The following is a 4,488-nucleotide window of genomic DNA, read 5'->3' on the forward strand; positions in this document are numbered from 1 at the left end:
CAGATCATCATTACTTTGCAGCATTATTTCAAGACGGTTCAAAAAAGGCTGGTGTTTGGAACCCTGGGGTAAATAAGTTGACTGAGCAAACAATCCGAAGGGAAATAATAAAAACAGTAAGCGAACAAAAGTTTTTACAATATATTGCATGGCCAGTATTTAAAAATATTATTTTTTCAAGATATGCAAAATTACCTGATAAAAAATATAATGGTCGTGAATGAAGGGGTGTCAGCCGTGAAGGATGTGCTGATCAAAAACGGCCGCATTGAAAAGATTGATGGTAACATTCAACCAGATATTTTAGTTACTGAAATTAACGGCCAGGGATTGCATTTATTACCCGGCGCCATCGATGACCAGGTTCACTTCAGGGAGCCAGGCCTTACCCACAAAGCTACCATTTATACCGAATCGAAAGCAGCCGTTGCCGGTGGGGTAACCTCCTTTATGGAAATGCCCAACACCATGCCACCCGTGTTTACCCAGGAGCTGCTCGAACAGAAATATGCCATTGGCGCCAATAGCGCCCTGGCCAATTACTCATTTTACATGGGCACATCCAATGACAATGCCGAAGAAGCTCTGAAAACAAATCTTCGTAAAAAAGATATTTGCGGCATCAAGATCTTTATGGGTTCTTCAACCGGCGGGTTACTGGTTGACAACTACCTTACGCTCGACAAAATTTTCCAGGAAAGTGAGGTGTTGATAGCCACCCATTGTGAAGATGAAAAGATCATCAAAACCAATTATGAAAGAATAAAAAAAGAAAAAGGCACCCTGGACCCGGCCGATCATCCACGGATAAGGGATGAACATGGTTGTTTTGAAAGCTCACTGGCCGCCATTCAGTTTGCCCAAAAATATAATACCCGACTCCACATCCTGCACATCAGCACAGAAAAAGAGCTGGCCTTGTTCTCCAATATGAGACCGCTGGAACAAAAGAACATTACAGCCGAAGTGTGCGTGCATCACCTGCATTTTACCAGCAACGATTATGATCGTCTCGGTAATTTAATAAAATGCAACCCCGCTATTAAAGCGCCCCACAACCGCGAAGCGCTTTGGCAGGCCCTGCTCGATGACCGCTTAGATGTAATTGCCACCGACCATGCCCCGCATACCCTCGAAGAAAAAGGTGTTACCAGAAACGCAGCCGGTTCATTGACCCTGCCACCTGTAGAACCCGGCAGTTATGAAAGATCCCATGCCGGTTTGCCCCTGGTACAACACAGCCTGCTGCTCATGTTGCATTACGTAAAAGAAGGACGCATCACCATTGAAAAAGTGGTTGAGAAAATGAGCCATGCCGTAGCCAAATGCTACCAGGTTGCCGACCGCGGTTACATCAGGGAAGGCTACAAGGCCGACCTGGTTATTGTTGATATGAATGCAACTACCACAGCTACAAAAGATAACGTATTGTATAAATGCGGTTGGAGCCCCCTGGAACAATTTATTTTCCCCGCTGCCATTACCCATACTTTTGTAAATGGCAATCTTGTTTATGGAAATGGACAGTGGAATGAATCTAATAAGGGAGAGCGATTGTTATTTAATCGGTAACTTACGAAAACCCAAGAAGGAGCAACAGCATGGAACTGGACAATACCACCTATAACGACCTGTCTGTTTTTCAGCATGAAGAAGAATTTTCAATATTCCACCGGCTTTGCTTTACCCGTACCTCCCAGGGGCGTGACTGGCTGTTGAGATTTTTCAGTAATCCTTTCAACGATCTGAAACCCATTCTGGATACCCAAAAGATCGTTCGGTCAATAATCACACACCTCGATAACTGGCCCAACGAGATCAGCAATGGCACCCTGATGGTGATTGAAAAATTCTACGATAGTAATGTAGATGCTATTCCCAATGCCAATGTATTCCATGCACTTACTTATAAATTCCTGAATGGCGCCGACTTCTCGCTGGTGCGGTATTCCATTTCCCACTTTTCAGACCTGTTGAAAGGGATGCATAAACTGGTGGAGTTACTGGATAGCGACCAGGCGCCGTTGATGATTAGAACATACCTGCGCCGGGCAGCCGATCTAATGAACAAACCAATTCTGAACGAATTGCGCCAACGTGAACGGGGCAAGGAATTCACCTGGAGAGAAACTCTGTATTATGGGGGTTACATCAGGGACCAGTTCAGGCTGTCTGCACATGACCTTATAGCCATTTATGGCCGTATAGATGCCTGGTACGCCATGGCCATGGCGGTGCAGAAAATGGGACTTAGTTTTCCTGAGTTTGTCGACCAGGAACAACCCCTTATCGAGGCGCACAAGTTGTATCATATCCTGTTATCTACTCCTACCCCATACGATGTGCAGTTAAGTCCGGGTAACAATTTCCTGTTCCTTACCGGGGCTAACATGGCCGGTAAAAGTACTTTCATTAAAGCAGTGGGCAGCACGGTATTTTTGGCCCACCTGGGCATGGGCGTACCGGCTGAGTCTATGCGCTTAACGCTGTTCGATGGGTTGTTGAGTAATATCAATGTGGTTGATAATATCATCAAAGGTGAAAGCTATTTCTTCAACGAAGTGCAACGCATAAAAAACACCATCACCAAAATTAACGATGGCCGTAAATGGCTGGTGCTCATCGATGAATTGTTTAAAGGCACCAATGTGCAGGATGCTATGAAATGCTCATCGGTAGTAATACAGGGTTTGATAAAAATAAAGAGCTCACTTTTCATCCTATCAACCCACCTGTATGAAATAGGCGAAGAATTAAAACAATACCCCAACATTTCCTTCCGCTTTTTTGAAACCTCGGTTAAAGACGATCAGCTGGAGTTCAGTTATCAATTGCGGGAAGGCATCAGCAACGACCGCCTGGGTTACCTCATACTGAAAAGGGAAAAGGTGGTTGATATGCTGGAGAAGCTTTAATTTCATTGCAGCAAACCGCACTGCATGAAAAAAATAGCGATCCTCATAGCCAGCACCTGGCTAACTGTAATAGCTTTTGCCCAGCGTCCAGGCGCCGACATAGATATACAGCACTATACATTTTCAATTACCCTCAGCGATACCAGCGACCTGATAAAAGGTAATGCTGCTATAGATGTATTGTTCATAAAAGATGTTCAGGCAATTACCCTTGACCTTATATCCAAAGACAATAACCACAAAGGCCAGGCGGTATTGCAGGTTACAGCGCAGGGAAAACCACTTTCCTTTACCCATACCAATAACCAGCTAACCATACAATTTGCCACCCCGGTTAAAAGCGGTGAACGCAAAACCATCGGGATCGTCTATGAAGGTATACCGGCCGATGGATTGGTAATCACCAAAAATAAATACGGCCATCGCGTTTTCTTTGCTGACAACTGGCCAAACCGCGCACATAATTGGCTGCCTTGCATTGACCACCCGGCTGATAAAGCTTCTCTTGATTTTATTGTAACCGCCCCGGCACATTACCAGGTAATAGCAAACGGCGTTAAGATCGAAGACACTACCTACAGCAACCAGCTGCGGCGTACACACTATACCGAAGCCACACCCCTTTCTACCAAAATAATGGTGATTGGCGTTGCCGAATTTGCCATCCAGCAATCAGGCACAGTGAATAATATTCCGGTATCGAGCTGGGTGTACCCCGAAGAAAAAGACAAAGGCTTTTACGACTATGCCGTGGCTGTAGACATTCTTCCCTGGTTTATTAAGAACGTGGGACCTTATGCGTTTAAAAAACTGGCCAATGTAGAATCTACCACCATCTTCGGCGGTATGGAAAACGCCAGCGCCATTTTTTATTCCGATGAAGCCTCCATTACCGGTACCCGCAAAAGCGAATCGTTACTGACCCATGAAATAGCCCACCAGTGGTTTGGCGATATGGCTACGGAAGCCGACTGGAGCCATTTGTGGTTAAGCGAAGGTTTTGCCACTTATATGACAATCCTGTATTTTGAACAAAAACATGGCCCCGATACCGCCAAACAAATGTTGATGAAGAACCGGAATGTGGTGATTGATTTCGCCAGAAAGAAACTGCGGCCGGTGGTTGATTCATCCGTTACCAACTATATGGAATTGCTGAACGCCAACTCTTATCAAAAAGGCGGCTGGGTATTACATATGTTACGCCGTCAATTAGGCGATACCTTGTTCTGGAAAGGCATTCAGACCTATTACAGCCGTTATAGTGGTAAAAATGCTGCAACCAGCGATCTGTGCAAAGTAATGGAGGGTGTATCGGGCAAAAGTCTGCAACCCTTCTTTCAACAATGGCTGTTCCGGGCAGGCCAACCTAAACTGGATATAACCTGGAAATACAATGCGGCTAAAAAGGAAGTAAACATTACAGTTATACAACAACAAGGTGAACTGTATCAATTCCCGCTGGAACTGCAAATGGGGAATAACGAAATAAAACAGGTGGCCATCAGCAACCGGGAAACCAGCGTAACCTTTCCGGCAACGGTAAAACCAACAGGCATAACTGTTGATCCCA

The 4,488-nt window shown here is 45.1% G+C and carries 4 protein-coding genes; all 4 read left to right on the top strand.

Annotated features, from left to right (window positions below; all coding sequences use genetic code 11):
• The coding region (locus ACJ751_RS09920; protein WP_407745331.1) for a hypothetical protein at positions 1 to 224 on the top strand (224 nt) is incomplete at its 5' end.
• A complete protein-coding gene (locus ACJ751_RS09925) occupies positions 184 to 1,572 on the top strand; it encodes a dihydroorotase (RefSeq protein WP_407745332.1) in 1,389 nt (462 codons plus the stop codon). The genes ACJ751_RS09920 and ACJ751_RS09925, both read left to right, overlap by 41 nt.
• A 29-nt stretch (positions 1,573 to 1,601) precedes the next feature.
• Complete coding sequence (locus ACJ751_RS09930) at positions 1,602 to 2,915, top strand: MutS-related protein (protein ID WP_407745333.1); 1,314 nt, start codon at positions 1,602 to 1,604, stop codon at positions 2,913 to 2,915.
• A gap of 24 nt (positions 2,916 to 2,939) precedes the next feature.
• Positions 2,940 to 4,488 (top strand): M1 family metallopeptidase (locus ACJ751_RS09935; protein WP_407745334.1); only part of this gene is annotated, 1,549 nt, incomplete at its 3' end.

It is taken from the genome of Niastella sp. (assembly GCF_045805085.1).
GTDB lineage: Bacteria > Bacteroidota > Bacteroidia > Chitinophagales > Chitinophagaceae > Niastella.

Bases quoted from the DNA above. Each gene is read 5' to 3' on its own strand.
- ACJ751_RS09925 (WP_407745332.1), top strand. From the start codon at position 184: ATGCAAAATTACCTGATAAAAAATATAATGGTCGTGAATGAAGGGGTG.
- ACJ751_RS09930 (WP_407745333.1), top strand. From the start codon at position 1,602: ATGGAACTGGACAATACCACCTATAACGACCTGTCTGTTTTTCAGCAT.